The following is a 25706-nucleotide window of genomic DNA, read 5'->3' on the forward strand; positions in this document are numbered from 1 at the left end:
CGGGTGCATTAAAAAACTTGTGAAGGGCACCATGTGGCATCTTCTGGAATATGTCGATTTCGTACAAACAGGGGGACTTGCCTATGTTCGAGGAATGATGGTACTGAAATTCTCCAAGCGGAAAAAAGAATATTTGAGAGAGTCTGAGAAGAATACAGGGCAGGAATTCTTCCTTGTTCTGGAGATGGTTTACTTCCCGCATCCATCGGATGATCGGGGAATGTGTATGTCCGCACAGCACTCCTTTTTCCTGGTTGGTGCGCAGCAGATTCCACCGTTCCGGATATGCTCGTGTACGATCTGCTCTGCCACCTGGTATGCATATATGGATAACATCTCATCCGGCACTTCATCAACACCAAAGGGGAGCGGTTCATCATATTTTGTATCGGCCTGCACGACTGTGGGTGTGAGGTCTGGCAGCACGCCGGCCATCATCCGCGATGAACACGCGATAAAGCAGCTCTCAATCGCGATCACCTCTTCTGCCCGTCGAACGAGATTCCGTTGGCCAGTATCCTTCGTGAATGCACCGCCAAGACAGATCCGGACGGTCTCATCGCGGGAGAGGCGGTGGGCGATTATATTTGCAACCCGGCGGGGCACTTCACCCTTTGCACACGCCCCTTCGCATGCCATAACTGTAATCTTTGGTGGAGTTGTCGCATTCTTCTCTGCGTATTCTTCACAGGTCGGACATTTTCCGATCATTTTTGCAATCTTTACGATCTCGAATTCCATGCATCTCACCTCTGAATTATCATGGGTGTGTGGTGCGCCGTATATATCCTGGAACCAGATATCAAAAATAATTGAAATTAAACGATCCTGGATTATCAGAATGTTTGGAATCTTTTGGATCTGATGGCCGGATGCCTTAATTTTTTGCCTGATAAGAGCTTCTCGGTAGTAATGGAAAAACGCGTACGATGCTGCCCTTCGGACTGTGCTGTCAGAAGCGACTGGGAGCAGGAACTCGGTCATGAAAAGGAACTCTTCGAGAGCGAGAACATTAAAAGAACGAGCGCAACACTCAAACTTATCAGTCTCCGATCCGGCTTAAAATAATTCTGATGCTTCTCAACCGGGATCACTGCGTCTGTGAATTCTGGTATGTTTTTGCCGAACCTCAGAATCTTTTGTTATATACTCTGGGTGTGCTGAAGATGGGTGGCCTTGTTGAGTCGTATTACCGGTCGAAGCATAAGATGTACATATTGAATGAATCAGCAGCACCGTTCCTTCGACAAATTGGAATGGAGGTGGATATCTGAATATAATCGGCTTTCATTTAATGGTGTTCGATCAGTTTTTCCATGATCCTTTTGGAGATCCGGTAAGAAAAAAGAGTATCCTACCGGGAGGAGCGAGACATCTCTTCCCGGATATCACAGCAGGTGTGTGCTGTGTGTTGCATGAGGAGATTTATTCTGGTATGTATATTGACTCTGACGGAGGAGTGTGAGCCCGAATGGCACTTCCGGTAGAGTACGAGGACGTGAAATCAGGATATCTATTTCACGAACGCATACCACGGACAGCAGATCGCCCACACATCAGGTGTAGTGCAATCACTGGTGAGTCTGTCCTTTTCAGTTCCATTGGGCGACAACGCTGCCCGAAGCTTCGGATATCGCTGAACTGTTTCACGGGCCGTTCCGACTTAATGCCGGGATAGGCACGGGCAGCAGAGCCGGATATGGCCGGGTTGACTGCGAGTCCATCGTTATTCGCATGGTATATGTTCATAGACGCTTTCCTGTTCACTGTTGTGAACACATTGTATTGGGCGGGGTGAGTAATATACCCTGATTTTGCGTCAGGTTTTGCCGCAATCTTCGTACTCTATCGCAAATTTTTATGATGAATCTTCCTTTCGTCTTCCTCGATTTTTCCCCTCATTCCGGAATCGATTGTAATGGCCATGGTCGATCGATCTCGCTGGGTTGGTTTGATGTCGCGACCACTATTCATCGTCATGGGGGGTGAATTGAGATGTACGACCCAATATCTCCTAAATCTATATATAATCCAGAATCCATTCACCCATTAGTATTCGTGATTCATGAGTCCGCTTGTGTTTCAGATAATACTAAGGGATGCTATAATGTCAACCGTAGAGGAAAATAAGCGTCTCATGCAGACGCTGGATGATGCCTGGAATTCGCAGGATTGGGAAACATTTGATAAACGCCATGCATCACATGTCGATGTCTTCTGGCCAGGACAGGCAGATCCGACGCATGGCCGACTGTCCCATAGGGAAGAAGCAATTGCATTTTTTAAGATCTTTCCCGATAACAGAGTTGGAAACCGGCCTTACAAAGTGCTGTTCGGTCAGGAAGACTGGACCTGTTCTGTCGCCGAGTTCACAGGTACCTTCAAAGGTCCGATGACCACTCCCGATGGAAAGGTGATCGAACCAAACGGAAAGAAGTTCAGTGTGGAGTTCTGTACGGTTGCCCATTGGAAGGATGAGGAGATCATTGAGGAAAAACTCTTCTACGACAAGATCTCTCTGATGCAGCAGATCGGTCTGATGTGAGAATATCTGGATAATCCCCCCTTTTTTAGGAGAGATAAAGAACATTTGAGTCGAGGACTTCGTGTGTTCTCCCTGAAAAATCAACAATCTGTATCACACAGATACCTGATCATATAAAAGGACTGAATCTGACTATGACAGAAGAAAATCCAAAATCATCGAAGATCAGAGACGATGCAATGAAGATCACCGTGAGCAGGGACGGCCCCTATATCGTAACTGGTGGGGTGCCTCTCACAAGCGAAGAGATCTGTAATGATGACGAGGGCTATTGCCGGACCTGGCGATTGGTGAAACGATATCCCCTGCAGGAGCAGTATGCCCTCTGTCGATGCGGCCACTCTAAGAACAAGCCTTTCTGCGACGGGACGCATGCCAAGATTCACTTTGATGGAACTGAAGCAGGGGACCATGAACCCTACCGTGATGGTGCAGAGGTGATCGAGGGTCCTGCTCTCTCCCTGACCGATAACGAACACCTCTGTGTCCACGCCCGATTCTGTATGCGGGCCGGGGGGATCTGGAATCTTGTTCAGCAGTCTGGAGATCCAACTGCCCGGGATATCGCCATCGAGGAGGCCGGTAACTGTCCATCGGGCCGGCTCGTCGTCTATGACAATACGACCGGCGAAGCAATTGAGCCTGAACTTGAGAGATCGATTGTCGTTATCGAGTACCCACCCCGGGATGAGCATGGGCCACTCTGGGTTCGTGGCGGCATCCCGGTCATATCTGCTGATGGCGATTCGTATGAGGTTCGGAATCGGGTTACCCTCTGTCGGTGCGGAAGATCGGGAAATAAACCGTTCTGTGATGGCAGCCATGTGGAACGATGACGTAAATTTACATAGAAGGAATGTGAGTCTAAGAAAATGAGGCTGATGCATCGTACATCAGTTGAAGAATTCCTTATGATTCAGGAACCATTTATGGAGGTATGAATATGGCAAATTTAAACGATGAAAATCTTGCATTACTTACCAATCTGAACAGCGCGCTTGTCCTCGTGGACTTTCAGCCCAAGATGATTGCAGGTGTTGCTTCTGGTGATAAGACAATCATACGAAACGCCGCATATTGCGCCGCAAAGGCGGCACGTATCCTGGGTATTCCAGCCGTGCTATCGTCAATTGGGCCGCAGAATAACGGAGAGTTCTTCGCGGAGATTACAGGTTTGTTCCCCGACCAGGAAGTGTTCGCCCGGACTATTCCCAGTTTCGATGCGTTCGAAGACGAAAAGACCTGGAATGCATTTAAAAAAACCGGCCGGAAGAAGATGGTTGTTTCAGGGCTGTGGACAAGTATGTGCTTTGCGTATACAGCTCTCCATGGTTTAAGAGAAGGATACGAAGTCTACGGGCTGATGGATGCAGCCGGCGATTCTACGTCTGATGCCCACAAATTTGGTATTGAACGGATGATTCAGGCAGGGGTGGTTCCCATCACGGTGGAATCTCTGGTATCTGAATGGATGCATGACTGGGGTAACCCGAAGGCAGGTGAACTCGTTAAGGAAGTATATTCTAGGTACGGTGCCCTGATTGGGCTTCAATAACCAAGCCCAATGTTGATTCATTTTTTGATTCGATGAAAGGGGAATCGAGTTGTTCCACTCATATGTGGAGTACGAATGAGTGAAGTTATAACACCGAGAAGAGGTGAATATCATGAGCAGATACCAGATTGCGGTTATTATTGGAAGTCTCCGTAAGGATTCATTCAACCGGAAGTTAGCAAACGCCATAGTTAAACTGGCACCCCCGGAATTTTCGTTCAAGCAGGTGCAAATCGGGGACTTGCCCCTTTATAATCAGGACGACGATGGAAACCAGGCCGAATCAGTTAAACGCCTGAAGGATGAGATCTCTGCAGCTCAGGGACTTCTATTTGTTACGCCCGAGTATAACCGATCGATACCTGGCGTTCTCAAGAACGCAATCGACCATGCCTCGCGTCCTCACGGTCAGAATGTCTGGGCTGGCAAGCCGGCTGGTATTCTTGGCGCTTCGACTGGTGCTGTTGGGACGGCCCTGGTTCAGCAGCATTTACGCAATGTTCTTGCACATTTGGATGTGCCAACGCTTGGACAACCCGAAGCATTTATCCAGGTTCGGGATGGGTTGTTCGACGAGGTCGGTAATATCGGTGAAGGAAGCAGACATTTCCTGCAGAACTGGATGGACCATTATGTCGCCTGGGTGAAAAAAATTGCTGCCTGATGCAGTGGTTCTGTCTGTGAATTTTGTATTATGAACGATCGACGGAATTTTTATCGTTGGTGCTCTCCACTCATCTTTTTTGAACAGGTGTCCGGCTTTGTCTGGGGGATCTATATTCATCCTAATGCGGAATAAAATGGTATATTGAATTTATGAAGCAATTTATTGCAGAAACCCGCTCTTTTTTCAATCTGCTTCACTTGTTAGGAACTGCATAACCTGTTCTATCACAATAGGATTTTTGGGTAGGTAAATGTGGCAGTACTGGTCTGGTGTCAGATGATCCACCTGTTCTAGGGGTGCTGAGAGGATATCGAGGGGTATGCCTGATAGGGCAGACTCCCTGTGCGCCACAATACCATCGCCGTTCAGTGTCTTCTGGTATTTCCCATCTTCAGCAATCTCCCATGTTTTTCCTTCAAACCAGGGGAAAAATCCAGGGATATTATTTGGATTTGCGGTCACGATAATTCGGTAAATTATATCGGACCGTAAGCCGGCGGCACAAAGGCTGTGTATGAATGTACTTCTGGGACGTACGTCCTGTACGAACGGATCAACGGCTGGATCAAATTCCTGTGGAATAAAAACACCGGTGAGCTGTTCGATTATTTTCTTACCAGATTGTGGATCGTTAAAGAGTTCCGCGAGTGCCGAGCCGTTGTTGGTTGGGCCTAGACATATCAACTGCCTGACTGTGTGTGCTCGCTCTGTCCCATCCATTACCTCAAGGAGGTAACGGACGATACAGGCTCCGAGCGAATGACATACTATGTCGATAGGTCCAGACCAGCCATTATCATCCTGTACTTCTTGGAGGTAATGATGGAGTGATTCAGAGATCTCCGGCAATGTTGAACACTTCATTCCTGTATGATCAAATCTCCTGTATGGAATGCTGGCTTCATCTAGACGACTCACCAGTCTTTTCCAGATGCCTGGATGGCTGTTCCATCCATGCACCAGAATCACAGGGTATCGGTTATCACACATTGTAGTATTATTTGGTGCTGTGAAAGAAAATGTATGCGATCGGGTTGAACTCTCAATTCTGTACCTGGTGATCCTGTGAATGAAAATGATTTTTTGATATCATCGCGCGTAAGAAATACCTCAAGATAGATGATGCTGGCCAATTCCTGCAATTCCGGTTCAGATCCTTGGAATTCAGAATAACTTATATAAGTATCAACATGCAACATAAGTATCTCGCGTTGCGAAGTCGACACGAGTGATTGTGAAGGGCGTCTTCAGACTCCGATTCGACGAATCGGGATTTGAAGTAAAGTATATATGTCCGAGCGTTCAACATAAGTATCTCGCGTTGTAATGGAATGCGAGTGATTGTGAAGAGCGCATGTATCGTTTGCTTCAATGAATCGATTGATACTAAGGTATATATGGCTCAGCGTTCAACATAAGTATCTCGCGTTGTAACAAACAACGACCGCGAGCAAACGTCTGCATGAGAGTGCAGATAGTTTACGGTAATACCATAGAATATTACCCTCTGTGATGGAGAATCGAGTTCCCCGGCGTGTTTCGGGATCGGTTCTGACATTGATACTGGCAATGTGGAATTTTGTTTAGTAACTGCCAATTCCATAAAATTTCAGATAGTATAGTGTGTATTTCAACTTAATTCTGGTTGATCCTGCCAGAGGCCACTGCTATCGGAGTTCGATTAAGCCATGCGAGTCGAGAGGTGCAAGACCTCGGCATACTGCTCAGTAACACGTGGATAACCTACCCTAAGGTGGGGGATAACCCCGGGAAACTGGGGATAATACCCCATAGTCTATGGAGACTGGAATGTCCTATAGATAAAAGATTCATCGCCTTAGGATGGGTCTGCGGCCGATTAGGTAGTTGTTGGGGTAACGGCCCAACAAGCCATTGATCGGTACGGGTTGTGGGAGCAAGAGCCCGGAGATGGATTCTGAGACACGAATCCAGGCCCTACGGGGCGCAGCAGGCGCGAAAACTTTACAATGCGGGAAACCGTGATAAGGGAACTCCGAGTGCCCGTAAACGCGGGCTGTCCATCTGCTTAAAAAACAGGTGAAGAAAGGGCCGGGCAAGACCGGTGCCAGCCGCCGCGGTAATACCGGCGGCTCGAGTGGTGGCCACTATTACTGGGCTTAAAGCGTCCGTAGCTTGGTTGTTAAGTCTCTTGGGAAATCTGTCGGCTTAACCGACAGGCGTTTAAGGGATACTGGCAATCTAGGGACCGGGAGAGGTGAGAGGTACTCCAGGGGTAGGAGTGAAATCCTGTAATCCTTGGGGGACCACCTGTGGCGTAGGCGTCTCACCAGAACGGCTCCGACAGTGAGGGACGAAAGCTGGGGGAGCAAACCGGATTAGATACCCGGGTAGTCCCAGCCGTAAACGATGCGCGTTAGGTGTATCGGTGACCACGAGTCACCGAGGTGCCGAAGGGAAACCGTGAAACGTGCCGCCTGGGAAGTACGGTCGCAAGGCTGAAACTTAAAGGAATTGGCGGGGGAGCACCACAACAGGTGGAGCCTGCGGTTTAATCGGACTCAACGCCGGAAACCTCACCGGATAAGACAGCGGGATGATAGCCAGGCTGAAGACTTTGCTTGACTAGCTGAGAGGAGGTGCATGGCCGTCGTCAGTTCGTACTGTGAAGCATCCTGTTAAGTCAGGCAACGAGCGAGACCCACGCCAACAGTTGCTAGCATGTCCTTCGGGATGATGAGGACACTGTTGGGACCGCCTCTGCTAAAGAGGAGGAAGGAATGGGCAACGGTAGGTCAGCATGCCCCGAATTATCCGGGCTACACGCGGGCTACAATGGGCAGGACAATGGGTATCGACACCGAAAGGTGAAGGCAATCTCTTAAACCTGTCCGTAGTTCGGATTGCGGGTTGCAACTCGCCCGCATGAAGCTGGAATCTGTAGTAATCGCGTCTCAAAATGGCGCGGTGAATATGTCCCTGCTCCTTGCACACACCGCCCGTCAAACCACTCGAGTGGGGTCTTGATGAGGCTGCGGTTTTCGCCGTAGTCGAATCTAGGTTCCGCAAGAGGGGTTAAGTCGTAACAAGGTAGCCGTAGGGGAATCTGCGGCTGGATCACCTCCTAATGAATTTGGGATGGCAGTTGCTGAACAGAACACAAAATAGCCAGTGTCAATTAAAGCAGAGGGCTCATAGCTCAGTTGGAAGAGCGCCACCCTTGTGGGGTGGAGGCCATAGGTTCAAATCCTATTGAGTCCACTTTCGATGCACCTGGAGATGTGAATCATCAGGGAAGGGCTGAAGGTTAATGACCTGACGATGCCGTGTAATGGTTTAGCACTCTGGACGTTAAATGGGTTCAACATCAAAGAGTACTAGAATTAAGCCTATCAGTGGATGGCTCGGTTCGAGAGCCGATGAAGGGCGTGCCAAGCTGCGATAAGCTTCGGGGAGGCGCACGGAGCCAACGATCCGAAGATACCCTAATGGGACATCCTGACACTTTTGTGTCGATCCGTAAGGATTGGAAACGCCCCGAATTGAAACATCTTAGTAGGGGCAGGAGAAGAAATCAATCGAGATGTCGTTAGTAGAGGCGATCGAACACGACAGAGTTCAAACTGAATCCCGCAAGGGAGATGTGGTGTTGTAAGCTCACTGTTATGCTTGTGTCTGTTAAGTGAAAGTCGTCTGGAACGTCGTACCATAGAGGGTGATAGTCCCGTACACGTAAACCGGCACAAACTAAGTGAAGTCTTGAGTACCGTGGGTCGGAATTCTCGCGGGAATCTGGGAGTCACTAACTTCCAAAACTAAATACTCCTCGAAACCGATAGCGTATTAGTAGCGTGAGCGAAGGCTGAAAAGTAACCCCAGAAAGGTGGTTAAAAGTGCCTGAAATTGATAGGTGATAGCGGGTTATAGCGTTAAAGGATCTTCCATGCGAAGGAACCCGTCGCGAGGCGGTAGTACGGGTATGGTTGCCAATGTTATAACGTACGTTTTGAAGAACGGGCCAGAGAGTTTATTCTGTTGGCGAAGGTTAACCCGAAAGGGGAGCCGAAGGGAAACCAACAAGTCTGTAGCCTTCGGGTGTGAGACGGCGTATTAAAAGTGCGCGGAGTCAGCAGGATAAGACCCGAAGCCTAGTGATCTATGCGTGGGCAGGTTGAAGCGTGACGAAAGTTGCGTGGAGGACCGAATGGGGTTTTGATATGCAAATCATTCCCGTGACCTGTGTATAGGAGTGAAAGATTAATCGAACTAGGCATCCGCTGGTTCCTCTCGAAACATGTCGCAGCATGACCTGGCTGGAGATCGATAGTGAGGTAGAGCACTGATTGGGGGAGCTGGGCGGGAAACTGCTCACCCCCCTGTCAAACTCCAAACTCCCTATCATCGTAGAAGGCTGGAAGTCCGGGCTACGGGGTAAGCTTGTAGTCCGTAAGGGAGACAACCCAGACCGAGGTTAATGTCCCTCAATGTAGGTTAAGTGTCAACACTGAAAGCGGTCCTAGGCCAAAGACAACTGGGAGGTGAGCTCAGAAGCAGCTACCCTTTAAAAAGTGCGTAACAGCTTACCAGTCAAGGTTTAGGGCACTGAAAATGGACGGGGCTAAAACCTACTACAGAGACCTCGGGGCACCGCAAGGTGATCCAGTAGAGAGGCGTTCTGCATGGGTGGAAGTTGGGGCGTAAGTTCCAATGGACCGTGTAGAAATGAGAATTCTGGCAATAGTAGAAGCATAGTTGGGTGAGAATCCCAACCGCCGCAGGGGCTAGGTTTCCTTGGCAATGTTCGTCAGCCAAGGGTTAGTCGGTCCTAAGACGTACCGTAATTCGAGTACGCCAACAGGGAAACAGGTTAATATTCCTGTACCATCTAGTTTTAAGCGCAAGCCCTGACGCTTTGGGATATGCTGGGCGGAGTTATCGCTCCGTCTAAGCGTCGAATTCTGTGGAGTACCGTAATGGTGAGAAGCAGAGGAATACGTGATGGGGAAACCCAGCAAATTCCTGGAGCCCGTGAAAAGGGAATTAGATGTCCGTACCGAGAACCGACACAGGTGCCCCTCGCTGAAGAGGCGAAGGCGTGTCGGATTTAATTGTGTTAAGGGAACTCGGCAAATTGGCCCCGTAACTTCGGAATAAGGGGTGCCTGCCTGGAGATCAGGCAGGTCGCAGTGACCAGGGAGCTCTAACTGTCTAATAACAACATAGCAGACTGCAACTCCGTAAGGACTAGTATAGTCTGTGATTCCTGCCCAGTGCAAGTATCTGAACACCCGGTTCAACGGGACGAAGGACTTGTAAACGGCGGGGGTAACTATGACCCTCTTAAGGTAGCGTAGTACCTTGTCGCTTAATTGGCGACTTGCATGAATGGATTAATGAGAGCTCTACTGTCCCTAACACAAATCCGTTGAACTTTTTGTCCTAGTGCAGAGACTAGGGACTCCTAATGGGAAGTGAAGACCCCGTGGAGCTTTACTGCAGCCTGTCGTTGAGTTACGGTGTTACTTGCGCAGTGTAGATGGGAGGTGTTATATCCGTTCTTTTCGGAGGACGGGGAGCCAACAATGAGACACCATCCTTGTTACTCTGTAACTCTCACTCCTTTGTGAGGACATCGATAGGTAGGCAGTTTGGGTGGGGCGCCACACCCTCGAAAAAATATCAAGGGTGCCCTAAGGTCAACTCATGTGAGTCAGAAACTCACAGGAGAGTGTCAAGAGCATAAGTTGGCCTGACGCGATCATGAAAAGCAAATGATCGCGAGAGGAAACTCGGGTCTAACGAACCAATATGTCCTTTTGGTGAGGGCTATTGACTACAGAAAAGCTACCCCGGGGATAACAGAGTCGTCGCCGGCAAGAGCACATATCGACCCGGCGGCTTGCTACCTCGATGTCGGTTCTTTCCATCCTGGCTGTGCAGCAGCAGCCAAGGGTGAGGTTGTTCGCCTATTAAAGGGGATCGTGAGCTGGGTTTAGACCGTCGTGAGACAGGTCGGTTACTATCTATTAGGAGTGTCAGGAGTCTGAAGGCAAGAATGAAATAGTACGAGAGGAACTTTCACTCGTCGCCACTGGTTGATCGGTTGTCTGACAAGGCAATGCCGAGCGGCTACGCGATAAGGGATAAAAGCTGAAAGCATCTAAGCTTGAAACCCAGCCTAAAAAGAGACTCCGTTGAGGACATGGATAAAAGATCCGTTTGATAGACTTGGGATGTAAGCACGAAGGTTACGACGTGTTCAGTCCGCAAGCACTAACGTCCAAACTCTAGTACTTGCAAACTTGAGTTGAACCCAGACGAAATCTGGAGTGCTAAATTATACGAAACCATTATGTTTATTGCTTATCTAAGCGATAACTGTATTGGTTTTCTTTACACGGCTGCCAAGGTGGCGGAGCGGCCACGCGGCTGATTGCAGATCAGCTACACTCCGGTTCAATTCCGGACCTTGGCTTCGGGTAATAGCGGCCATAGCAGCTGGGACACACCTGGACCCATTCCGAACCCAGAAGTTAAGCCAGTTCACGTACTATATTGTACTGAGGTACGCGAGTCCTCGGGAACTATAATACGCTGCTATTACCCTTCTTATGCATCGATAAAAAGTATGCTGTTTTTCGTAATTGTGATTCGTGAAGAGTTACAACGTTTCTGTTCATTCCACTATTCGTCTGATTCTCGAATGGATATTCTTACTGATCATCATCATCATCATCATCATCATCATCATCTTCGATACTGGCGGCCATAGCAATCGGGATACACCTGGACCCATGCCGAACCCAGTAGTTAAGCCGGTTTACGTCGTATGCTGTACTGAGGTACGCGAGTCCTCGGGAACCATACAACGCTGCCAGTATCGTTTCATACCAAATTGCTATTTTATCGAGTTTTTCGGGAAAGAGGATTGGCATATGAGCCAGTCCCTGCCATTGTGATATCCACTCATTTGTAGAATAGGTTTTTTTAGAGGGGATATTTTTCATACCTAATAGTAATTCATTAAGTTTCGGTGATTGGATTATTTTTTACCACAAGCACTTTACTGGTTGCCGATCGAATCACCGTTTCAGCTACACTTCCTAGGAGGAGTCGTTTGATACCGGTTTTTCCCTGTGTTCCTATTACGATAAGATCGATACTGTTCTCTGCTGCAAACTCCACGATCTCGGTTGCAGGTCTACCTTCAAGGATCTTAGTCTCTAACGCAAGGTCTCCACCCAGTTTTCTTACTCGATCGAGAACCGTATTTGCTTCGTTCTGGAGCAGCAGGTATGTATCCCTCATCCCAACATCTGCTGGTAATGACTCGAATGTCCGCATATCGATCACGTATACAACGTATACATTCGAACCACAGGCCTGAGCTATCTCAATTCCCGTTTCTACAGCTGTCTGGTTGTTCTCTGATCCATCAGTTGCTATCAGTATCTTTTTGAATAATGTCATGATCTCATCGCTGCCGAACGTTTGATATACTAATCAATCTGTCTGTTGACTACTTATTTTCAATCAATTCTTATTGTTCCTCACTCTTGAGTTTTTCTATAGATCATCTTTGCTCAATATGATTATATCGAAAGGGTGGATGGTTTAAATTGGAACATTGATGGTGGGATCCCACACAAATTCGTGAGGTTCTCGTATTTGTATTAATGAATTACGACACCGTGCTCCATGCAGGATCTTGAATTGGTACCTGGATCTCAGTCAACAGTTCCTCTTCAGAGGCTGTTGCCGGATCGTTCAGATAGATTGCACGTCCCGGCTCGGCGGTGACGAAATTTTTTTCATCTGCATACGTGTAGATCCGTGTCCTGGCGTCATTGATTGCTGGGTAAGGTCCCTTGTAGATCAGAGAGAGGAATGTTCCGCCAGGCAGGTTCTTTATCTCAATTGAGGGATCATTCACAACAACGCGTCCGGTAACAGGGATGGCACATTCAATATCAGCATCTTTCTCCCTGTAATCACCGTCATGGAACAGCGTCATCACCGGTCCGGTGATCTTTACCCCTGCATTCTGGTTCTCCTGAGTGGATAACTGGGTATGGAGTCCGTTTATCAGATTTGAGATCGTTTCAGCGTAACTTCCTTTACGACCGGTTCAGACATTGACATATACATCATCTCCAGTGAAGCGTCTGTCTCTTCAAGGATCGCTTCAATTTGCTGCAACCTCTGGACTTCAGACCTGATCTCCCGCCGGCGTTCCTCAAAAAGAGTTTTGATCAGGGAGATATCATTTTGTTCCTTCGCTGAAAGAATCAGATCAATCTCATAAGTGGGAACCCGATCCCACAGAGGGTCTTGATCGAGACTCCCCGGATGATCTGGGCGCGGGTATAATATCGGTAACCCGTACAGTGATCCCGTGTCTCTGGAACGAGCAACCCCCGTTCGTCATAGAGCCGAAGCGCTTTCTGTGAGAGTCTGGTGATCAGAGAGAACTTTCCGATGGTGATCTGGTCGAGAGCCATTGTTACAGTAATCTATGACGCAGGAAGCGATATAGGATGTTGGAGTCTGCCGTAGGGTAAGGTTGAGGGATTCCCCCTATCTTGAGAAACGGTTTTTATAGGTGTGTTGCCTACAGGAGCATCGGCTGATCACCCCCGTCGACCGGAGGGGAAGCCGTGGAGATGGGATCTATGAAAATTATTGGAATAAATGGAAGCCCCAGGAAGGAAGCGAGTAACACCAGAAAACTGGTTAGATCAGTCCTTGACGGAGCAGCAGAGCAGGGAGCTGAGACCGAGCTGATCGATATCGCTGACCAGATGATTACCTTCTGTTCTGGGTGCCTGACCTGTTACACAACTGGCTCGTGTATATTTGATGATGATGCCCAGGAGATCTTCGCTCTGATGCAGGAGGCTGATGGAATCGTGCTCGGCTCGCCGGTGTACATCCTTTCGATCACCGGCCAGTTGAAGCAGTTGCTCGATCGGCTCACGGATGCGATCCACTGTCAGATGCTCAGTGGAAAGTATGGGTGCTCAGTGGTGACGACTGGGGGCAGTTCAGATCAGGAGGTGCTTGTATATCTGAATCGTACATTGAACCTATTCGGAGTTACAGTGGTCGGCGGTGAGCGGGTAGCGATGGCATCGGGGCCTGAAGCCTTCCATGAAGCTATCACTGATTCTCGCATTCTCGGCAGAAACCTGGCCGAAGCGATCGCAACGAAGCGGCGCTACCCTGAACAGGAAGCGGTTCTGACTTCATTACAGAAACTCTTCTCCCAGTATGCAGAGGTGGCAAAGGAGATCTACCCTCATCAGTATGACTTCTGGCAGGCGAAGGGTGAGACCCACAGGTGAAAGAGCGCGGTCCCATAATATACTGTGAGTGAACTGGTCGATCCCTCTACAGAAGCAGGATCCCCTGTATCTTCTGTTCTGGTTTGATGGCCGGCAGCAGTTCGCTCCAGGCCTTTTCAAGAAGGCTGATATAGTAGGCATGATCCATCTCTCTAGCCTCCCAGACCGGATCTGCCAGACCTTTTTTTGCATCTCTGACCACATACTGAAGCGTCATTCCAGGTGCAACCTGGACGCCGGCCCGGCGATACCCGGCGACGGCCCCTGCTTCAGGGCACCGGCGTGAATAGGTGACGGTACTGATCCGTCGGGAGATGAGGAGATCGGCTATCTTCGTATGAGCTAGCCCGGAACGGTACTGTTCATACACCCCCTCAGCTTCCCCTGTGAGTGCCTGCAGGTCCAGAACAGACCTGGCTTTCTTCATTACGCCGAGCACGGCCTGCTGCATCTGTGCTACATACCGTGGACAGTCGCCGCGCCGCATCATAATTCCCCTGACCTTCACCGATCCATCGTCCAGTCTCCCATAATATCGGTTGTAGGCCCCCGAACCGTCCTTTTGCTGGAGAAAGACCAGCCAGTCGTACGTCTCCACCTCGGTCCGAAATCCGGTTTCCTCCTCGACAGCCAGCTTCAGAGCTCTGATCGGTTCGCCCTGCACCCAGAGGCAGTCGACGATTCCGTGCAGCACGGTGAATCCTAACTGTTCAGCGATCGCTTTGGTCTCGATCAATACCTCCCTGGATATCCCGGTGATCCGTTCATGGACATCGACCCTCCCGAATTTCGCATTTCTGTACCCCGTGTATCCAAAGCAGGTGACCAGCATCCACTTCAGCATTGCGTCGACCCCGGTCACCGTGGGATCGCACCTCTTCTGTTCTTTGGTTGCAATCCGCATTGAGAGGAGTGGATCCAGCACCGTGGCGAGAAAGCCCTGTAACTCTGGATGTTCAACCGTCTCCGGGGAGAGGTTGTGTTTGACGATGATCGCAGGGTACAGCGAGGTGAAGTCGATCTGATAGGTCCGTCCATAAACCCCCGGTTCCGGCTGAAACATCATTCCCCCCCGATCAACAGCTCGAAGTGACCCCATGGACTTCACCCGATCAGCATCGGTCTTCTGCCAGGGGACTGCGATTCCGCGGGTGAGGGCTTCGTAGACCTCATAGGTGGAGATCAGCGTGCCGGGTGTACAGCGGGCCGTCCTGTTCGGCGGGAGGCCGGTGAGCCGGGCTGCGATCAATATCCCTTCGAGCCCGGCTTCTTTATAGATGAACGACTGAGCGGTATCGATCAGTACCCGCCCTTCAGGGAGCATCGCTTTTGGCCTGTGGTACATCCTGCCGTACGACCAGTACGACCGGGAGTCAAGGGTTGCAAATCGTTCTGTTCGAGAGATCGTCTGCCTGATCCCATGCCTTCCAGCAGCGGCGATCACTCGCTCCATCCAGATGTCGGCATTTGGAAAGAGAAGCAGGTCCGGGTCGACGGCCTCGATCAGCCCGAAGAGATCGGCGAGCACGGTCTGCTCGTCCCCGCTGAACCGGGATCTCTGGTGATCGCAGATGACCGTGCAATCGGTGATCGCCCTCTTTTGCAGGGGATCGCCTTTGATTGCGATCTCCATCGTCACCAGGTCCTGGTCGACAGTGGCTGAGAACCGGTCGATTCCTCTCCCTCTACAGGGAGAATGGCGGTGCTCGGCGAGGTACCGGAGATCCCGCCGGAGATCGACGTTGAAGAGACGGGCGGAATACTGTGTCTGTACTGCGATCATCTCTGCTACAGATACGCCGGCATTGATCTGAAAACCTTTGAGGGGGCCGTAGATGGTCTGGATAGTCACCTCGCTGACAGGAAAGGTTTCGGTCAGCCCGTCAACCATCTCCCAGTGCGATGGCAGATCTGGCAGGTTAAAGAGGAATGATGAGGGTGCCCTGACTCGTTCGATCGCGCCACCAGGTCCCCAGAGGACCACCTCGTCCTTTCGGAGACTGCTATCGAGGATCCACATTATCTATCCAATTCAGTGTGAACCAGTCCGATCAGCGCCGATATCACCGCCGCCTCGAGTGGGTCGTCGAATGCGTAGAATCCTTCACTGGCGTACTGCTTCGCCATCTTTCCAAGGTAGTCTGCCGCAATCTGGTCCTGCTCCCGCATCAACACTCCGCACTGTTGCCAGTTCCTGGCGATCCGCTGCACTGCCATCCTCGGACTCAGAAAGACCCGGCCCATCACCAGCCCCCGGCCAGCGTCCGCTGGGCCTGCACCCGCTGCGGGCCAGGCTGTGCCCTACCCTGACCGGATTCTGCCTCGTCGGGCAGATCGGCGTAGACCACCACACAGTCCGCATAGCGTGCAATCGTGGTCATAATTCTGTCGAAACGGAGGGTGGTGAGGGTCACCAGTGCGGATGAGCGTTCGGCCAGGTCATGGAGTGCCTGGCCGATCTCTTCGATCAACAGCCGCTGATCGTCGTCGAGTGCGGCGAACATCTCCTCATCATACTCGACCAGCACGACCGTGGCCGAGACCTCCCGGATCACCTGCAGTAACTGGTGGGCAGTACAACTGCTCTGCACCTCAACACCCCCTATACCCCGTGGAAGCCTGTACAGAATCCGGGAGGTCGTCCCGTACAGATAGAGGGTGAGGAACCGGGTGGATGCGGCCATGATCAACAACTGCAGTTGGATCTGTGGTGGCCCTGCGATGATCGTGAACCGCCCTGATGCCAATTCGATCCCGGGTTGGAGATCAAGCCGCATTCTTCTCCCCCTGCTTGATCAGGCAGATCAGGACGGCCACGAACGCTGCCTCAAGGGGATCGTCGAACGCCTGGAACGTGACCTGAGCATGCGTTTCGAGCATCTGGATCAACCGGTCCATCGCCGGCTGATCCTCTGCCTTCAGTGCCCGCTGCATCCGTCTCCATCGCTGTAGAAGTGCAGGGTACTCGGCACGTGCACTCACGGTCCCATCTCCCTGTCTGCTGGCAAACCATTATCCTCATCAAAGGACGAGATATGTACGGATCCCTTCCGTATTCCGTTTCGAACCCGTGAATAGGCGGAGGGACCCCATTTCTTTCTCTGTTGCATACAACTCACTCCACGCAGATCACCTCGATCCCGAGGCAGAGGTGGTTCTTTAACGTATGGGCATCTCTCTATTTGAGGGGTCAACCATGCGGGGTGAAAGTGATATCCGGGCTTATTTTACCACACCCTGCTCTTATCGGAGAGAATCAAGATCTATAAAAATGATTATATAGTATCAGGCGCTGTAGAAGATATCAGCGTGTTCTGTGGGTTTTTTGGAAGACAAATCTCCCATTGACGTCGAAGTCACTGGCTGCATGGAGAACTGTTTGATGCAACTCCATCTGGTGACACTCCTGAATGTTCAGTGTCATCTCTGGTTGATCCCGGTCACACGTGGAGGAATGGAAATGGGAAAGATATCGCTTGGTACCAACATGTACCTGTACCCAATGTCGATCAATCTGATCGGTACTAAGATCGGAGAGAAAGTGAACTTCATGGCCGTTGGCTTTGTCTCTCGTCTTGATATGAGCCGGCCACTCATCGGGGTGAGTATTAATCGGGAGCATGAGACCTATCATACCATCATGAAGACACAGGAGTTCAGTATCAATGTACCTTCCGCTGATCTGGTTGAACGGGTCGACTACTGTGGCCTGGTCTCTGGGAAAGACGTCGATAAAACCCCAATATTCGATATCTTCTATGGTATATTACCAAATGCGCCGATGATCCAGGACTGCCCTGTCTCATTTGAGTGCAAGGTAGTCAACACTCTGGATTTTGGTTTGAATACACTGGTGATTGGTGAGATCGTGGCTTCATATGCAGATGAGCAGTCACTGACCGATGGTCATCCTGACGTGACAAAGTTCAAACCTATCCTTCTGACCATGCCTGACAACCGCTACTGGACCATCGGTGAATCCCTGGGTGATGCCTGGAAGATCGGTAAAACAATGATCTGAACTGTATCTAATTTTTGGAGGGTGATACAGACTGGTCGCTGGCCGGGCCTGTGCTGCTCGGTGTCAATTAGTGGTTCGTTTGTCGACGCGCTCGGGTACTTAACGGACCTTGCACCGTGCTGGGCTTCCGGATATTCGATGATATCAGGAGATGTTTCCCTGCTATCTATTGAATGCGTGAACATGGTTCAACTGGCATTCAGTTCCTGGTCCTTGTCAATTGATTTCAGAAATATTTACAAAGAAACTCGAAATCACTACAACTATCTCTCGTTGGAGTGACAGCCTTTACTCCACACGGGCAGTGAAGTACGACCGCCGCTTCGAAACGAAGCAGCCATGAGGAATTAATGCACTTCATCTCATCAGATAGGGGGTGCTTGTGCACTCCTGTACTGGTGGCTACGTTGCTGCTCTGGCGCTTTGCCTGTTCACCGTCGGCGTACAGGCTATAACCGGCCCGTTGGACATGAACGAGATCGATCCCGGCTGGGGCTGCCGATCTTTCGATGCTCACGGACACGAACGTGACACAAGGGACGCCGACGCCCACCCAGGTCTCTTATGCAGATGCATACCCGAGGCCGAATTTCACCGCCGACAGGACGAACGGCACGGCGCCGTTGACCATTCGCTTCACCAATGAATCGTCGGAGTGGGCCTATAACTGGCGTTGGACCTTTGGGGACGGCGGGTCCTCACGCGAGCAGAACCCCGTTCACACGTTCCAAAATCCCGGCGCCTATCCAGTCATCCTCTCCATCGACGAGCATGACCACTGGAGTGGCGGCACCTTCGTCCACTTCTGGAACTTACCCGATCACGAAGACGGTGCTGGTGATCGTTAACAGCACCGAACCAGTCGTCACGCATACGGTGCCCGGTCGGGATCGAGGCCGAGGACTACGACACGACAACGGTGGTGAAGGTGTCGCGTACCACGACACCACGCCGGGCAATACTGGAGGTGCCTATCGGCAGGACGACGTTGACATCGAGACTGCTGGCGGCATCACGAATGTCGGATGGATCCGCAACGGTGAAAACCTGACCTACACGGTGAATGTCCAGTCAGCTGGTTATTACAACATGACGGCTCGGGTGGCGAGCCCTACCGGCGGACGGTTGGTCGAGCTCTCCATTGATATGCTCTCCATCGTGGACTTTTCGTCGATGAGCGTGAATATCCCGGACACCGGGTCGTATACGATGGTGATCGCCTGACCACCTCTTCAGACTCCGCGGACGTCGTCTGGTATCCATCAGTCGGAGAGGATCTCGCAAGGCGTCCTTTCCCTGTCCGCTGCAAACCTGGTGGAATTCTATCAAACGGGCACTCTCATCTAGTCTCATGCCACAGGTGCTGGTATCCTCGCTTCTCCAGCACCTCGCCGTCGAGCAGCACTCCGGGCTGGTCGGTCACTGCTCCGATCACGGTGGCATCAACCCCGGCGATCGGGTACCGGTCCTGCGCACAGGTGAAGAGGAGTTCAAAGTCGCCGCCACCAAAGAGAGCCAATTCGAGTCCTTCTGCCGGCGGTACACCCGCCGGCCGCCTGAGCAATCGGGAACGAATCGTATACCCGACCGACGGATTTGCAGTCTGCAGATCGTACAGCGAGAGAGCAAGGCCGTCGCTGACGTCCATCATCGCACTCGCCCCTGCTCTGCCGATCGCCTGCCCCTCGGCGACTCTTGGCTGCGGTTCGATCAGGGTGTACCAGTGCTGTTTGAAGCCATGCAGCCCGGCCTCTGCCTCCCCCGGCACTCCGGTCATGCAGATCAGATCCCCGGCCCTGGAGCCCTGTCGCCGCACGACACGGTCTGGCATCACCGCCCCGATCCCGGTGGTGACCACCGTTAACTCCTCATGATGGTCGGTGTCCCCGCCGACGAGCCGGCATCCAAACCGCTCGCAGCAGGCGTAGGCCCCTGCCGTGATCCCGGCGAGCCGTTCACCCCGGTCGAGGCCGGCAGCCAGCAGCAGCCAGCACGGGGTGGCTCCCATGGAGGCGATGTCACTGATTGTGACTGCTGCACTCATCCACCCGATCTGCCAGTCGGTCATTCCGGTCGGAAAGTCGGTGGACTCGTGGAGCATATCGGTGGTCAATACCAGGCAGCGGCTGTCACATCTCACCACTGCACAGTCGTCAAGGGTCTGTTCGCTCCCGATGATCGCAGCGACCCCGGCGAGGAGAGCCCGATCATCCATGCCGCTGCACCTCCTTGCCGCGTTCACTCCTGTACTCCAGGAATATCCCCTCAAGCAGATCTTTCTTCTTCTCCCGCCGGTACTCCTCCTGCCCGGTCTCCCATATGAGCAGTGCCACATCGACCTTCACCCTCTCTGCGAGCACGATTCCTCCTTTCATCACAGCCCCGGTCTCCTCACCCGTGAGGAGCGGGAGTGCGAGTTCCCTGCAGACCTGCACCAGTTGAGGATCCATCTTTTCGTCCCCTTTCCCGACGATCAGCCCCCGAACACCGAGATCCACCAGGTCCCTGACCGTCGTCCTCCCCCAGCCGTCGACCTGCCTGATGAAGACCAGATCCCCGGGCTTGACCCCGACTCCGGCGGTCAGGGTTCTGACTGCGTCCCTGGTGAACGCAGCGAGGATCTTCACAGGGACCTGTTCCTCTGATTCGTCCTGCTGGATCGTCTCGATCTCTTTCAGCCGTTCGACCCGTTTCTTCAGACTTCTGGAGGTCCGCTCCTCCTTTCGAAGCCGTTTCTTCAGACTCTGGATCTCGGCATCCTTCCGTGCGACCTCAGCATCGGCCCGGATCGCCCGTCCCTGCACAGACCGGTCCCGGCTGAGCCGGTTCTGCAGCCGGCGGATCTCACGATCCTTCCCGTCCAGTTCATTCTGCATCTCCACCAGGAACCCACGCATTCTTTTAACTACGCCGTCGAGGTGGCTGACCTTTTCATCCAGAAGAGCGACTGCCGCCCCAGCAGCCTCGGCCGAAAGTTCAGGGGCACGATGTGGTGGGGGCGGTGATGCGGGTACTGCAGGAACGGCACCCCGTGCTCGAAGCCCGCCGATCACCTGTTCGAGGGACTGGCCCCGGATGACCCCAGCCCTGACCTCGTCCAGATCGTAGCCCGCAGGCACCCGGCGGAGCAGACTCTGGAACTTGTTCTTATACTGCCGATACGCGTCCAGGGCCGCAGAGAGCGAGTCACGTTCATGATCGTTCCTGTACGGATACGGGCGAGCCAGTTCCAGTTTGTTCTCCACGGAGAGGTCCTGCCTGGGCGAATACCCGACCGCGCTGAATGACCGTCTGATCTTCTCCACCGAGAAGGGCATCACCTCGACATCTGAGGCGATGACCAGTGGTCTGCCGGCCTTGCAGAGTTCTTCGACCAGGTCGGCGGATGTCATCTGGCGCGAACTGTTCAGTATAACCAGATTCCCGTCCAGGTCGAGGGCTGCGTACCCGATCGTGGTCCCGGGGTCGACCCCGACGATCAGATACTTCGGCTTGCCGGTCAGCGGTTCAAACCGGATCCGCTCCAGTTTTTTGCCGCTGATCCGGACCTGCACATCTGCACCCCGATAGGTGCTGACCGGGATCCGGTCCCTGGAGGCAGCTACTTCAAAGGCTACCCGTGAGGCGCCGCCGAACGCCCGCATCTCCTTCTTCTGATACTTCAGCCCTGCATTGATCAGGGCCACCTCGACGTCCCGGCCCCAGCGCTGGACCCCGCCGTGTATCTTTCTGACATACCGGTTCTGGCTCCACCCCCCTTTCCCTGGGGAGCGATGCCTGGAGACCACGATCTCGGTGGCGTTCTCAAACGCGATCACCTGTGCCCCTGCCCCGAGCGAGGCGACCTGTCCGATCGTCCTGGCCTCGTCGAATGGCGAAAGTTTGTTAAATTTGATGTTGAACCGGCCTGCCACCTTGGCCAGACTCTCTGTCCGATCGCCGCCGGTCACCTGGACCAGCCTGGTCTGTGGTGGCAGGACCTGGAGCAGGGCATAGAGTTCACGCTGGTCAGCGGCCAGTTCCTGGATGCTGTCGACTGCCAGGATGTCGGGTCGTTCGGTATTGAGCAACCGGAGCAGGCGGAACTGCGAGACCTCCTCCTCTGCTACGATCTCCCCGTCCACGAGCCGGACCAGTGCATACATCGGTCGCCTGGACCGGGAACGAACAGATCCTTTGATGATATCGGTTGCAAATATCGTCAGGTGATCACGCATTGCACGATCTCTTCCAGTGCATATGAGAGATTATACTTTCGTTTGAAGTAGGCGATCAGGTTGCCGAGATCGTTCTCCAGTATGGGGATCGCATTCGGATGTGCCGGCTCGATCCACTGCGGCCAATCGATCAGCGTGACCTCCCCGTCGCTGACCATGATATTGAACTCGCTCATGTCTGCATGGATCACTCCGCACAGGTAGGCAGCCCTGATGTTTCTGATGATCTCGTCGAAGACCTCCTCCGGAGCTTCGAGTGTGCACTTGTTCAGGTTCACACCCGGGATGAACGACATCACGATCACATGCCGGTTATGGTCGATCGGTAGCGGGACGTTGACCGACTCGTGAAGTATCTTTAAGGCTGCGAACTCACGCTCTGCAGAGAGGCGGGAGGCGTAGAGCCATGAGCAGTGGGTCGACCCGGGCATGTACTCCCGGTTCACCCTGGCCGACTGGAACGAGCGCTGTCCGACCCGATGGAACTTCAATGCAACCGGACCGAGCCCGAGCGCCTCGAAGACCCTGGACTCCTTTCCCTCTCCAATCAGGCAGCCGAGCGATGAGATCGTCTTTTTTTTGGCCAGGGCATGAAGGGCCATCGAATCGTACCCGTTGAAGATCAGCGAGTAGCCCTCGTACGGGACCACGTCGTACCTGATCATGTCCCGGGCGATCAGCCTTCTCAGCCTGAAATCCAGTTCTGAATCGGAGAACTTGGTCGCCTTCTTAATAATTTCAAGCGGAACCCACTGGTAATGCTTCATCAACTGTTCGAGGGCGAGCAGGATCTTGACCTCATAGGGATGGAGAGTCCTGATGGTATCTGCTGAAAGTGGCATGTACTCTACACCCTTTATGTGGGAGGAGATAAAAGAGTGATTGCATGCTCCCCATCCCCGGTACCACGTGCTCCCGGTGCAGGCGCCCGGCCGTGATCGTCCAGCAGTACTCCGGTCTCTCGCTCTGCGAGGAGCACCTCCGGCGTGATCTTGAGACCAAGGCCAAGCGGCTGATCCGGCAGCACCACTGGGTCCGGGCGGGTGGTTCCATCGCGGTCGCACTCAGCGGACGTATCGCGAGCAGTGCTCTCCTCCTCTTTCTCCAACAGCTCCTTGCCGACCGGCGGGATCTGACCCTGATTGCGTTCACACTCTATCAGGGGGATGCAGCCTCACCTGCCCTGCTGCAGGCGTCAGCCCTGGCCAGTGCGCTCGGGATCACCTGGCAGCCGATCCTGTGCAGATGGCTGGCGTCAAATCCGGGAGATTTCGTTCAGCACTGTTGCTCTGCAGCGGCAGTTCTTGGGGCTGATGCGGTCGCTGTCGGGGAGACCCTTGATGATCGGGCTGTAACGGTCCTCACTAAGGTCTGCAGCGGTGAGCAGCGCACCCTGGTCGGGGCCGGCCCTGACTGTGGAATAAGGGATCGTGTGTCGGTGATCACTCCGTTTTCAGGGATCCCATTTGACGAGGTGGCGGTCTATGCGGGATCACTTCCGGTTGTTCCACTGCCGTCCCGGGTTCCTGACCCCGGAAGCCTTAGTGGAGCGGTCGATGCGATCGTTGCCGCGTATAGTGTCAACCATCCGAGCACCCGGTATGCCCTTCTCTCGGTATACGAGCAACTCGCGGTGCTGAATAACCCTGGGGATGGGACGCCGTGATCGTCTCCACCCTCCGTTCCATCAGCCGCTGGATTACCCGCACCGCTTCGACGCAGCGGATCCGAATATATCTGGTCATCTTTCTGGTTCAGATCACCGCATACACACTGATATTTCATGCCCTCTACCCGCTGACCGAGCAGAAGCCCATCTCCTGGGTGGGAGCCCTCTTCTTTGTCATAGAGACCATGACCACGACCGGCTATGGGGACCTCCTCCCGTTTTATAACCAGATCACGCAGGCCTTCTCGATGGTGATGATCGTGACCGGGGTGGTGATGATCTTCATGGTGATCCCGTTGCTGTTCACCCCGTACCTGACTCAACTGGTCAAGCCCACACCCCCGCGTCGCCCTCCTCACATCCTCCGGGATCACGTAGTGATCATGGGATACGACGATCAGGCCAGGTCTCTGATCGAGAGCCTGATGATCGAGGAGATCGACGTCGTGATCGTGGAGGCTGACGAGGAGACTGCGATGAGGGCCACGATGCGATACCGAAGGCACGCATATGTGATCTGGGGGGAATACACCCACCCAGCCACCCATGCTCATGCCTGTGTCAGCACTGCACGTTATGTGATCGTCAATGGGGACGAGCGTTCGACGGCCAACATCATCCTCGGGATTCGGGAGATCACAGATGCCCATATCATTGCGGTCGTGGATAATCTCTCGTTTGATCGGTATCTTCGGTATGCCGGTGCCGAGTACGTCTTCTCCCCGAAGAACTCGACCGGCAAGATCCTGGCTCGCCATGCGCTCGTGACCCCGGACATTGCGGCGGTCGTCGATGTTATTGGTTCGGATCTCCCGTTTTCACTCGCCAATCCGCAGAGTCAGTCGCTCTGGCTGATAAAGATCCCAATCCTTCCCGGGACACGGGTTGTGAACCGAACGATCCGAGAACTCGATCTCTTTCAGCGTTATAACGTCAATATCGTGATCCTCTGGCATGCCGGGGAATTCCTGCTCACCCCTGATCCTGACAAGGTGATCGACACCCGGACAATGCTCTTTCTCATCGGGAAGGCGGAGGATATCGCCAGCGCGATAGAAGCACTCTTCCTGCCCCCCGATGGAGATAAAACCTTCGCCGTGATCGCCGGGTTTGGGGATGTCGGGGCAGCGGCCTATAAGGAACTGACCGGAAAGGGGATCGAGTGTGTGGTGGTCGATCAGCACCCCCAGACAAGCCCGTCGGTGATCGGTAATGCAGAGGACGAAGAGGTCCTCAAGAAGACGCATCTTGAGAAGGCACAGATCTGCATCGTCGCTCTGAACGATGACAGTGTCAACATCTTTACGACCCTGATGGCACGAAATATCAACCCGGATCTGAAGATCTTTGCCCGTGCCAATCATGCAGGGTCTGTCGACAAACTTTACCGGGCAGGAGCCGACTTTGTCGCGCTTCAGCCGACGATCGGCGGGCAGACGATAGCAGGGATTGTCCTCGCAGATCATGTGAAGATCCTGCTCGATCTCCCTGGCGGGCAGAAAGTGGTGATGAAGCACTGGATGAAGAGCCATGCTCGGACGGTCAACTGGCTCGAGCGGAAGAGCGGCGTCCGGGTGCTCGGGGTCGAGGGCTCGAGCCGGTCCCTGGTCCGGCCGAACGGTGATGAAGTTCTGCTCGAAGGGGATAAGGTGATTCTGATGGGTGAGGTTAAGATGTTGAAACGGTGTATACAATTAATGTAGGTGAAA

Annotated in this window: 23 protein-coding genes, 2 tRNA genes, 4 rRNA genes and 1 pseudogene; 17 read left to right on the plus strand and 13 right to left on the minus strand. The window is 52.7% G+C overall.

Features of this window, described 5'->3' with window-relative positions; translation table 11 throughout:
• Positions 1 to 189: 189 nt before the first annotated feature.
• Positions 190 to 741 carry a putative zinc-binding protein gene (locus MPAL_RS05855; protein ID WP_012617836.1) on the minus strand — a complete coding sequence of 184 codons (552 nt, stop codon included), beginning with the start codon at positions 739 to 741 and terminating at the stop codon, positions 190 to 192.
• A 171-nt stretch (positions 742 to 912) separates the two neighbouring features.
• Here MPAL_RS05855 and MPAL_RS16230 point away from each other — a divergent pair, with 171 nt between their 5' ends.
• The 5 genes from MPAL_RS16230 to MPAL_RS05880 all read left to right on the plus strand — a co-directional run bounded on the left by MPAL_RS16230 (position 913) and on the right by MPAL_RS05880 (position 4764).
• The gene (locus MPAL_RS16230) at positions 913 to 1068 is read left to right on the plus strand and encodes a hypothetical protein (RefSeq protein ID WP_158303638.1); all 156 of its coding nucleotides are present in this window, start codon (positions 913 to 915) and stop codon (positions 1066 to 1068) included.
• A gap of 997 nt (positions 1069 to 2065) precedes the next feature.
• Positions 2066 to 2545: an ester cyclase gene (locus MPAL_RS05865; RefSeq protein WP_236610445.1), complete on the plus strand. Its 480-nt coding sequence runs from the start codon at positions 2066 to 2068 to the stop codon at positions 2543 to 2545.
• 134 nt (positions 2546 to 2679) lie between these two features.
• Complete coding sequence (locus MPAL_RS05870; protein ID WP_012617838.1) at positions 2680 to 3381, plus strand: CDGSH iron-sulfur domain-containing protein; 702 nt, start codon at positions 2680 to 2682, stop codon at positions 3379 to 3381.
• A 107-nt stretch (positions 3382 to 3488) separates the two neighbouring features.
• A complete protein-coding gene (locus tag MPAL_RS05875) occupies positions 3489 to 4100 on the plus strand; it encodes an isochorismatase family protein (RefSeq protein ID WP_012617839.1) in 612 nt (203 codons plus the stop codon).
• A 112-nt stretch (positions 4101 to 4212) separates the two neighbouring features.
• A complete protein-coding gene (locus tag MPAL_RS05880; RefSeq protein ID WP_012617840.1) occupies positions 4213 to 4764 on the plus strand; it encodes an NADPH-dependent FMN reductase in 552 nt (183 codons plus the stop codon).
• Between the two features lie 186 nt (positions 4765 to 4950).
• Here the strand turns inward: MPAL_RS05880 and MPAL_RS05885 are convergent, their stop codons facing one another.
• Positions 4951 to 5757, minus strand: a complete 807-nt coding sequence (locus tag MPAL_RS05885) for an esterase/lipase family protein (protein WP_012617841.1) — start codon at positions 5755 to 5757, stop codon at positions 4951 to 4953.
• 648 nt (positions 5758 to 6405) lie between these two features.
• On the opposite strand from MPAL_RS05885, the gene MPAL_RS05890 reads away from it, so the two are divergent.
• The 6 genes from MPAL_RS05890 to rrf (MPAL_RS05915) all read left to right on the plus strand — a co-directional run bounded on the left by MPAL_RS05890 (position 6406) and on the right by rrf (MPAL_RS05915) (position 11626).
• Positions 6406 to 7872 (plus strand): 16S ribosomal RNA (locus MPAL_RS05890).
• A gap of 62 nt (positions 7873 to 7934) precedes the next feature.
• A tRNA-Thr gene (locus tag MPAL_RS05895) sits at positions 7935 to 8007 on the plus strand.
• 111 nt (positions 8008 to 8118) lie between these two features.
• A 23S ribosomal RNA gene (locus tag MPAL_RS05900) occupies positions 8119 to 11042 on the plus strand.
• A gap of 107 nt (positions 11043 to 11149) precedes the next feature.
• Positions 11150 to 11221: transfer RNA gene (locus tag MPAL_RS05905), tRNA-Cys, on the plus strand.
• 6 nt (positions 11222 to 11227) lie between these two features.
• Positions 11228 to 11349: ribosomal RNA gene (gene rrf / locus MPAL_RS05910) — 5S ribosomal RNA — on the plus strand.
• Positions 11350 to 11504: 155 nt separating this feature from the next.
• Positions 11505 to 11626, plus strand: a 5S ribosomal RNA gene (rrf, locus tag MPAL_RS05915).
• The 16S, 23S and 5S rRNA genes sit together here with 2 tRNA genes alongside, the layout of an rRNA operon.
• 143 nt (positions 11627 to 11769) lie before the next feature.
• Here the strand turns inward: rrf (MPAL_RS05915) and MPAL_RS05920 are convergent.
• The 3 genes and pseudogenes from MPAL_RS05920 to MPAL_RS16670 form a co-directional block, all read right to left on the minus strand.
• The gene (locus tag MPAL_RS05920; RefSeq protein WP_012617842.1) at positions 11770 to 12216 is read right to left on the minus strand and encodes a universal stress protein; all 447 of its coding nucleotides are present in this window, start codon (positions 12214 to 12216) and stop codon (positions 11770 to 11772) included.
• 211 nt (positions 12217 to 12427) lie between these two features.
• A pseudogene (locus tag MPAL_RS16665) lies at positions 12428 to 12853 on the minus strand (GyrI-like domain-containing protein); the annotation flags it as partial.
• A gap of 181 nt (positions 12854 to 13034) precedes the next feature.
• Positions 13035 to 13247: a MerR family transcriptional regulator gene (locus MPAL_RS16670; protein ID WP_052292203.1), complete on the minus strand. Its 213-nt coding sequence runs from the start codon at positions 13245 to 13247 to the stop codon at positions 13035 to 13037.
• A 171-nt stretch (positions 13248 to 13418) separates the two neighbouring features.
• On the opposite strand from MPAL_RS16670, the gene MPAL_RS05930 reads away from it, so the two are divergent.
• Positions 13419 to 14090 (plus strand): flavodoxin family protein, encoded by a 672-nt coding sequence (locus tag MPAL_RS05930; protein WP_012617843.1) that lies wholly within the window; start codon positions 13419 to 13421, stop codon positions 14088 to 14090.
• Positions 14091 to 14136: 46 nt separating this feature from the next.
• On the opposite strand, the gene MPAL_RS05935 is transcribed toward MPAL_RS05930, so the two are convergent.
• Genes MPAL_RS05935 through MPAL_RS15065 form a run of 4 tightly spaced genes read right to left on the minus strand, consistent with a single transcriptional unit; the run spans position 14137 to position 17072 of the window.
• A complete protein-coding gene (locus MPAL_RS05935; RefSeq protein WP_012617844.1) occupies positions 14137 to 16110 on the minus strand; it encodes a type B DNA-directed DNA polymerase in 1974 nt (657 codons plus the stop codon).
• Positions 16110 to 16334: a hypothetical protein gene (locus MPAL_RS05940; protein WP_012617845.1), complete on the minus strand. Its 225-nt coding sequence runs from the start codon at positions 16332 to 16334 to the stop codon at positions 16110 to 16112. Before MPAL_RS05940 ends, MPAL_RS05935 begins: the two co-directional genes overlap by 1 nt.
• Complete coding sequence (locus MPAL_RS05945; protein WP_012617846.1) at positions 16334 to 16867, minus strand: hypothetical protein; 534 nt, start codon at positions 16865 to 16867, stop codon at positions 16334 to 16336. Before MPAL_RS05945 ends, MPAL_RS05940 begins: the two co-directional genes overlap by 1 nt.
• Positions 16857 to 17072, minus strand: coding sequence for a hypothetical protein (locus tag MPAL_RS15065; RefSeq protein ID WP_083767004.1), 216 nt, complete (start codon positions 17070 to 17072; stop codon positions 16857 to 16859). Before MPAL_RS15065 ends, MPAL_RS05945 begins: the two co-directional genes overlap by 11 nt.
• Positions 17073 to 17550: 478 nt before the next feature.
• On the opposite strand from MPAL_RS15065, the gene MPAL_RS05950 reads away from it, so the two are divergent.
• Positions 17551 to 18111, plus strand: coding sequence for a flavin reductase family protein (locus MPAL_RS05950; RefSeq protein ID WP_012617848.1), 561 nt, complete (start codon positions 17551 to 17553; stop codon positions 18109 to 18111).
• 226 nt (positions 18112 to 18337) lie between these two features.
• On the opposite strand, the gene MPAL_RS15750 is transcribed toward MPAL_RS05950, so the two are convergent.
• Positions 18338 to 18628 carry a hypothetical protein gene (locus MPAL_RS15750; RefSeq protein ID WP_148208154.1) on the minus strand — a complete coding sequence of 97 codons (291 nt, stop codon included), beginning with the start codon at positions 18626 to 18628 and terminating at the stop codon, positions 18338 to 18340.
• Between MPAL_RS15750 and MPAL_RS16865 the strand changes: the two genes are divergently transcribed.
• Together MPAL_RS16865 and MPAL_RS05960 are read left to right on the plus strand one after the other, a co-directional pair.
• A complete protein-coding gene (locus MPAL_RS16865) occupies positions 18621 to 18959 on the plus strand; it encodes a PKD domain-containing protein (RefSeq protein ID WP_048145212.1) in 339 nt (112 codons plus the stop codon). The genes MPAL_RS15750 and MPAL_RS16865 overlap by 8 nt on opposite strands.
• The gene (locus MPAL_RS05960; protein ID WP_083767005.1) at positions 18883 to 19335 is read left to right on the plus strand and encodes a carbohydrate-binding protein; all 453 of its coding nucleotides are present in this window, start codon (positions 18883 to 18885) and stop codon (positions 19333 to 19335) included. The genes MPAL_RS16865 and MPAL_RS05960 overlap by 77 nt, the downstream gene beginning before the upstream one ends.
• Before the next feature lie 115 nt (positions 19336 to 19450).
• On the opposite strand, the gene thiL is transcribed toward MPAL_RS05960, so the two are convergent.
• Genes thiL through MPAL_RS05975 form a run of 3 tightly spaced genes read right to left on the minus strand, consistent with a single transcriptional unit; the run spans position 19451 to position 23170 of the window.
• On the minus strand, positions 19451 to 20326 hold the full coding sequence (thiL, locus tag MPAL_RS05965; RefSeq protein WP_012617849.1) for a thiamine-phosphate kinase: 876 nt from the start codon (positions 20324 to 20326) through the stop codon (positions 19451 to 19453).
• Positions 20319 to 22328, minus strand: a complete 2010-nt coding sequence (locus MPAL_RS05970; RefSeq protein ID WP_012617850.1) for a DUF460 domain-containing protein — start codon at positions 22326 to 22328, stop codon at positions 20319 to 20321. Before MPAL_RS05970 ends, thiL begins: the two co-directional genes overlap by 8 nt.
• On the minus strand, positions 22313 to 23170 hold the full coding sequence (locus MPAL_RS05975) for an RIO1 family regulatory kinase/ATPase domain-containing protein (RefSeq protein WP_012617851.1): 858 nt from the start codon (positions 23168 to 23170) through the stop codon (positions 22313 to 22315). Before MPAL_RS05975 ends, MPAL_RS05970 begins: the two co-directional genes overlap by 16 nt.
• 44 nt (positions 23171 to 23214) lie before the next feature.
• On the opposite strand from MPAL_RS05975, the gene MPAL_RS05980 reads away from it, so the two are divergent.
• Both MPAL_RS05980 and MPAL_RS05985 read left to right on the plus strand, forming a co-directional pair.
• Positions 23215 to 23994 carry a tRNA lysidine(34) synthetase gene (locus tag MPAL_RS05980; RefSeq protein ID WP_012617852.1) on the plus strand — a complete coding sequence of 260 codons (780 nt, stop codon included), beginning with the start codon at positions 23215 to 23217 and terminating at the stop codon, positions 23992 to 23994.
• Entirely contained in the window at positions 23991 to 25700 is a 1710-nt protein-coding gene (locus MPAL_RS05985; RefSeq protein ID WP_012617853.1) for a potassium channel family protein, read from the plus strand. Before MPAL_RS05980 ends, MPAL_RS05985 begins: the two co-directional genes overlap by 4 nt.
• Positions 25701 to 25706 lie beyond the last annotated feature (6 nt).

Source organism: Methanosphaerula palustris E1-9c, from assembly GCF_000021965.1.
GTDB classification, from domain to species: domain Archaea; phylum Halobacteriota; class Methanomicrobia; order Methanomicrobiales; family Methanospirillaceae; genus Methanosphaerula; species Methanosphaerula palustris.

Coding starts and splice junctions, on each gene's coding strand:
- MPAL_RS05855 (WP_012617836.1), bottom strand. CDS start 741: ATGGAATTCGAGATCGTAAAGATTGCAAAAATGATCGGAAAATGTCCG.
- MPAL_RS16230 (WP_158303638.1), top strand. CDS start 913: ATGGAAAAACGCGTACGATGCTGCCCTTCGGACTGTGCTGTCAGAAGC.
- MPAL_RS05865 (WP_236610445.1), top strand. CDS start 2,066: ATGAGTCCGCTTGTGTTTCAGATAATACTAAGGGATGCTATAATGTCA.
- MPAL_RS05870 (WP_012617838.1), top strand. CDS start 2,680: ATGACAGAAGAAAATCCAAAATCATCGAAGATCAGAGACGATGCAATG.
- MPAL_RS05875 (WP_012617839.1), top strand. CDS start 3,489: ATGGCAAATTTAAACGATGAAAATCTTGCATTACTTACCAATCTGAAC.
- MPAL_RS05880 (WP_012617840.1), top strand. CDS start 4,213: ATGAGCAGATACCAGATTGCGGTTATTATTGGAAGTCTCCGTAAGGAT.
- MPAL_RS05885 (WP_012617841.1), bottom strand. CDS start 5,757: ATGTGTGATAACCGATACCCTGTGATTCTGGTGCATGGATGGAACAGC.
- MPAL_RS05920 (WP_012617842.1), bottom strand. CDS start 12,216: ATGACATTATTCAAAAAGATACTGATAGCAACTGATGGATCAGAGAAC.
- MPAL_RS16670 (WP_052292203.1), bottom strand. CDS start 13,247: ATGGCTCTCGACCAGATCACCATCGGAAAGTTCTCTCTGATCACCAGA.
- MPAL_RS05930 (WP_012617843.1), top strand. CDS start 13,419: ATGAAAATTATTGGAATAAATGGAAGCCCCAGGAAGGAAGCGAGTAAC.
- MPAL_RS05935 (WP_012617844.1), bottom strand. CDS start 16,110: ATGTGGATCCTCGATAGCAGTCTCCGAAAGGACGAGGTGGTCCTCTGG.
- MPAL_RS05940 (WP_012617845.1), bottom strand. CDS start 16,334: ATGGGCCGGGTCTTTCTGAGTCCGAGGATGGCAGTGCAGCGGATCGCC.
- MPAL_RS05945 (WP_012617846.1), bottom strand. CDS start 16,867: ATGCGGCTTGATCTCCAACCCGGGATCGAATTGGCATCAGGGCGGTTC.
- MPAL_RS05950 (WP_012617848.1), top strand. CDS start 17,551: ATGGGAAAGATATCGCTTGGTACCAACATGTACCTGTACCCAATGTCG.
- MPAL_RS16865 (WP_048145212.1), top strand. CDS start 18,621: ATGCTCACGGACACGAACGTGACACAAGGGACGCCGACGCCCACCCAG.
- MPAL_RS05960 (WP_083767005.1), top strand. CDS start 18,883: ATGACCACTGGAGTGGCGGCACCTTCGTCCACTTCTGGAACTTACCCG.
- thiL (WP_012617849.1), bottom strand. CDS start 20,326: ATGGATGATCGGGCTCTCCTCGCCGGGGTCGCTGCGATCATCGGGAGC.
- MPAL_RS05970 (WP_012617850.1), bottom strand. CDS start 22,328: ATGCGTGATCACCTGACGATATTTGCAACCGATATCATCAAAGGATCT.
- MPAL_RS05975 (WP_012617851.1), bottom strand. CDS start 23,170: ATGCCACTTTCAGCAGATACCATCAGGACTCTCCATCCCTATGAGGTC.
- MPAL_RS05980 (WP_012617852.1), top strand. CDS start 23,215: ATGCTCCCCATCCCCGGTACCACGTGCTCCCGGTGCAGGCGCCCGGCC.